This window comes from Clostridium sp. RTP31139st1_H3_RTP31139_211217 (assembly GCF_040227035.1).
Classification (GTDB): domain Bacteria; phylum Bacillota; class Clostridia; order Clostridiales; family Clostridiaceae; genus Clostridium; species Clostridium saudiense.
Map to the genome: position 1 here is coordinate 1 of NZ_JBCOAB010000090.1, position 4,537 is coordinate 4,537.

Here is a 4,537-nt window from a genome sequence, read left to right on the forward strand (position 1 = left end):
AAACTTATATAATTTTCAAAGAGCGAGCAATTCTATGAAAAATCAAGCTATTTTTTCATATCAGCTTAACAGATTCATATTTTTCTATATACATACATTTCCTTCGTTATATCTTCATTTTTTATATTATTTATAAGATTTATCTTGATATTATAAATATTGTCTCCATCATCCCTAATTGTAATTTCAGCGATATAATTTGAACCATCACTAATTATTAAATCATCCTTTAATTGTTGTTGCATATTCTCTATAGTATTAAACCTCAAAGTAATATTAACTTTTTCTTTTAGATTATAAAATCTTGTATTATTAATATAATCTATAGTTCTGCTCCCATCAGTATTTACTTCAAAAGATGTGAAAATAGCCCTTATTATTGCTGTATTATTAAGTAATACATTAGATTTATCCTCTGTTTTAGCTGTATTAATCATCATAGTACTTATTCCAACAAATAAAATAGAAAGGATGGCCATAGCAGCCATTATTTCTACTAAAGTCATCCCCTTTTTTCTGTCATATTTTTTATTTAAAGGAGTTATCTTTTCCATAAATTCCATCATTGAACTCATAGCTTTCAGCCTCCTCATAATTTAAGTTATAAAAATTAGCTGTTATCCCTGAATTTAATTTAGTTCCTTCAGCTGGATTTAATGATATATTAGAAACATCTGCAACCCTAGAATAATTCTCAACAGACTTAACAAACTTCATTATATCTTCATACTCTCCAGTTAAAGTTATATTAACAATTTGCTTTTTTACAGCTTGTTCATCATTAGCTCCTATGGTCGCTTCTTGTGTTCCCCCTATATCAAGTCCTCTATCAATTTCTGTAACTACTCCATTTTCATCAGTTACAACACCATCACTTGACTTTATTTCTTCTTCTGAAACATCAGAGTTTGAAAAACTCAATGCTCTCATTTCTACATTGCTCCTACTCATTAACCCTTTTAAATCATAAATTATTTGAGCTACTGCTGGTGTTTTTGAAATTTCTTCTAATGCATTATCATATTTAACTTGTAATTCTTTTTGTTTTTCTTCTAACACCTTATTTTGCGCTGGAACCATAGCTACTCTTACTTGCTCAGCTCTCTTTGCATCTAAAGTCATTAAGTTATTAGAATATTGCTCAAGTTGAGGTAATATCAAAAATCTTAATCCTAAAACAAGAGAAAGAATAACAATTGTAGTTGATAATATAACCTTATCTTTTTTAGAAAGATTTTTTAAATAAAGTACAATACTATTCTGTTGCTTTTGCTTTGCTTCCATCTTTACTTACCCCTTCTATAGTAATTGAAAAACTATATTTTATTATAGTGTTTTTATTTATTTCAGAATTAGTTCCTTCTGATCCATTATTAGTCTTATCACTGTTATCTTGTGTAACATTTGTTTTATCATTAGCATCATCAGATGCTAACTCTATTATTTCATCCCAAATGTTAACACTACCAGTTAAAGCAATAGGCATAAATGTGCCCCTTGTTGATATACTACCATTTTCTTCATCTAAACTAGATACTTCTATGGTCTCTTCAATTGGATTTATGTAACTAATCTTTGCATTACAAAACTCTTCACTCATTTCTAAATTTGCCAAGAATTCTGGAATTGCACTATATGTAGATGATTTTCCACTAATATTTATTAATCCACTATCAGTAAATGAAAATCCTTCAAATGTTATTTCTTTCGGTACATAAGTATTCAACTTAGAAATAATCTCAGATGTATTGCTTGTACTATTATCTATATCTTTAATTCTATTTATAAAATACTCCATTTTATTAATTTCAGATTGCAATTGTTGATTCTTTACCACTATCTCATTATATCTAGCAATATCAGCTTCAATATTTGCTATTTCCTTAGTTATAATCTTATTCATTACCAAAAACGGAATCCCGATAGCTATTACTGCTATTAAAATTAATATAGGCACTCTTACCAATACTTTATCTATATTGGCTTTATCTTTTTCTTTTTTAATAGTTTTAGGACTTAAGTTAAGTAATTTATTATCATTTCCTCTAAGAAGCAATCCATAAGACGATATATACTTAGGGAAATTATCTTTAAACTTAAGTTTTAATCCCAAATCTGATGGATCTTTTACTAATATACATGGTAATTCAAAATATTTTTCCAAATACTTTTCCATATTAGTCATTATCATATCTGCACATATTATAATAAAGTTTGTAACAGGCTTATTGTTTTTTTCAGAATTATAATATCTTACAGTGTTATTTACACTAGCTAATAAGTTTTCAAAATTCATCATTAACTGTTCATTATTTTCAAAAACATTGGTGACTTGCTTGCTATCTAGTGCTGTAACTGCTGCCTCCTCATATACTTCATTAAATATATTCTTAATTCCAAAAGGAAGATTTCTTTCAAATTTTAAAACATTACCTTCAATTATTCCAAGTGTTGAGCTATCTGCTCCAAAATAAAATATCCCAGTTGATTCCTCACTGGCAATATGATCACTACTTTTTAATACTCGAGCTAGAGAATTAGATAATATATCTATTACTTCTAATTCTTTACCTATTTCTTCTGCTATTTCAATTATTGGATTTATTTTTTCTTTAGTTGCTGCAACTAGCAGTATCTTATATGCTTTTTTTTCTTTTGTATTTATTTTTTCTACTATTTCATAATTCATATAGTAGTCATCTATATCTGGTATAAATTGTTTAAATTCAAAATTTACTGCTTCAATTAAAGCATCGTTTTTAAGTATAGGTACTTCTATGTATCTTGTTATTATATCTGATCCTCTTAAAACAAAAGATACATTTTTAACATCTCTACCATTAACATATAAATAATCATTTAAAAGTTTAACTATAGAATCTTTATCTCTAACGTTACCATCTTTACAGTCACCATTTTCTAATTCAATAGTATGTGTCTCATATATCTTATTTTTATTTCCAATAAGAATATTTATAGATGTATCTGTTATTTGGATAGATAGTTTCTTATTACTTGTTATAGCCATAATATTTTAATCATCTCCTTTTAACAATTACTTTTTATTAATAAATAAACATGGGATTGAAAATTATATTTTATTAACTTAAATAATTAATAAATACATTCAACCCCATATTTTTCTATACTAGACTTACTCTCTATTTTCTATCGCTTCCTACTGTATCTTTTGATGATTCATCACCGTTACTAGAAGAATAAGTATATGTTTTTGTTTTTCCTATATACTTTTGAATAACCCCATTAGATGCAACATCAATATATTGTAATGCATCTGGATCTGAGTTTATCTCTATAGCAACATTACATGTCATTCCTGCTAATCTATCAATATCATCTAATGTTGCAAAACCAGCTTCAAGTTTAACATCTTCTGATCCATTAGATACAATTGATTTCAATGGTTTCGTTAAATCTATAGCATTATCCCCAACAGCTGTCGCATTATGTGTTTCTATTGCTGTTACTACATTTCTAACTTGAGTAATTATAGCAGTCTTCTTTGATCTAGTAATATACCCTGATACAGTTGGTACTAATACCGCTGCTAAAATTGCTATAATAGCTATAACAGCCATTAATTCGATTAATGTAAAACCTTTTTTCTTTTTCATTTTTGTTAAGTTCATTACTTATCCCTCCATGTTTTTTTATGTAATTATTTTATATAAAGAGGTTGTCCCTCATTTATAACTTGATTTAACTTATCACTTGCCATTCTAAACTTAAACCTGTCTAAACTGCCCCCATAACTTGGAACATTGGCATTGCTATGGATATTACTACAAATCCAACAACAATAGCTAAAAATACTATCATAATTGGTTCAATTAAAGCAGTTAATTTTTGAAGTGCGAAGTCTGCTTCTATTTCATAATACTCTGCTGTTTTCTTAAGAATATCATCCAAACTACCTGTATCTTCTCCAACCTTCATCATTTGAGTTAACATCTTAGGAAATACTCTTCTTGATTCTAATGTATCCCCAATTCCTGCACCCGTAGTAATTAACTTTGTAGATTCATCAATAGCTTCTTTTATAAATTTATTATCAACTGCATTACCTGCTATACTCAATGATTCGATAATATTCATTCCACCTTTAACTAACATTGCAAATGTCCTAGCAAATCTTGCAGTAAATATTTGTTGTGTTATTTTTCCTAAATACTTGTCTGTTACTAAGAATTTATCAATTTGATACTGTATAGTATAGTTAGTATCAATAAATAATTTCTTTATTACAAATAATGCAAGAACAAGTAAAACTAATAATAATAAATTTGAATTAATAAAATCAGCAATTTTAATAATTATTTGTGTTGTTATAGGAAGTTCTTGACCTGCAGATAAAATACTTTCAACAAAAGTTGGTACAACAAAACTTACAAGTCCAATAACTATACAAATAGCAAAAACTAATAAAAATTTAGGATAAGTGGGAGAGTAGATAGATTTGTGTAAAAAACAAATCTATCTACTCTTTTTTTGTATGATTAGTTGGTAGATTTGGAAT

At 27.3% G+C, this 4,537-nt stretch carries 5 protein-coding genes; all 5 read right to left on the bottom strand.

Annotated features, from left to right (window positions below):
* Positions 1 to 74: 74 nt before the first annotated feature.
* A complete protein-coding gene (locus ABUA17_RS18385; protein ID WP_055275606.1) occupies positions 75 to 575 on the bottom strand; it encodes a PulJ/GspJ family protein in 501 nt (166 codons plus the stop codon).
* Complete coding sequence (gene pilO / locus ABUA17_RS18390; RefSeq protein ID WP_195951879.1) at positions 529 to 1,284, bottom strand: type 4a pilus biogenesis protein PilO; 756 nt, start codon at positions 1,282 to 1,284, stop codon at positions 529 to 531. Before pilO ends, ABUA17_RS18385 begins: the two co-directional genes overlap by 47 nt.
* Positions 1,256 to 3,028, bottom strand: coding sequence for a pilus assembly protein PilM (gene pilM, locus ABUA17_RS18395; protein ID WP_195951878.1), 1,773 nt, complete (start codon positions 3,026 to 3,028; stop codon positions 1,256 to 1,258). The genes pilO and pilM overlap by 29 nt, the downstream gene beginning before the upstream one ends.
* Before the next feature lie 133 nt (positions 3,029 to 3,161).
* The gene (locus tag ABUA17_RS18400; RefSeq protein ID WP_055291584.1) at positions 3,162 to 3,650 is read right to left on the bottom strand and encodes a prepilin-type N-terminal cleavage/methylation domain-containing protein; all 489 of its coding nucleotides are present in this window, start codon (positions 3,648 to 3,650) and stop codon (positions 3,162 to 3,164) included.
* 106 nt (positions 3,651 to 3,756) lie between these two features.
* Entirely contained in the window at positions 3,757 to 4,494 is a 738-nt protein-coding gene (locus ABUA17_RS18405) for a type II secretion system F family protein (protein WP_316320788.1), read from the bottom strand.
* Positions 4,495 to 4,537 lie beyond the last annotated feature (43 nt).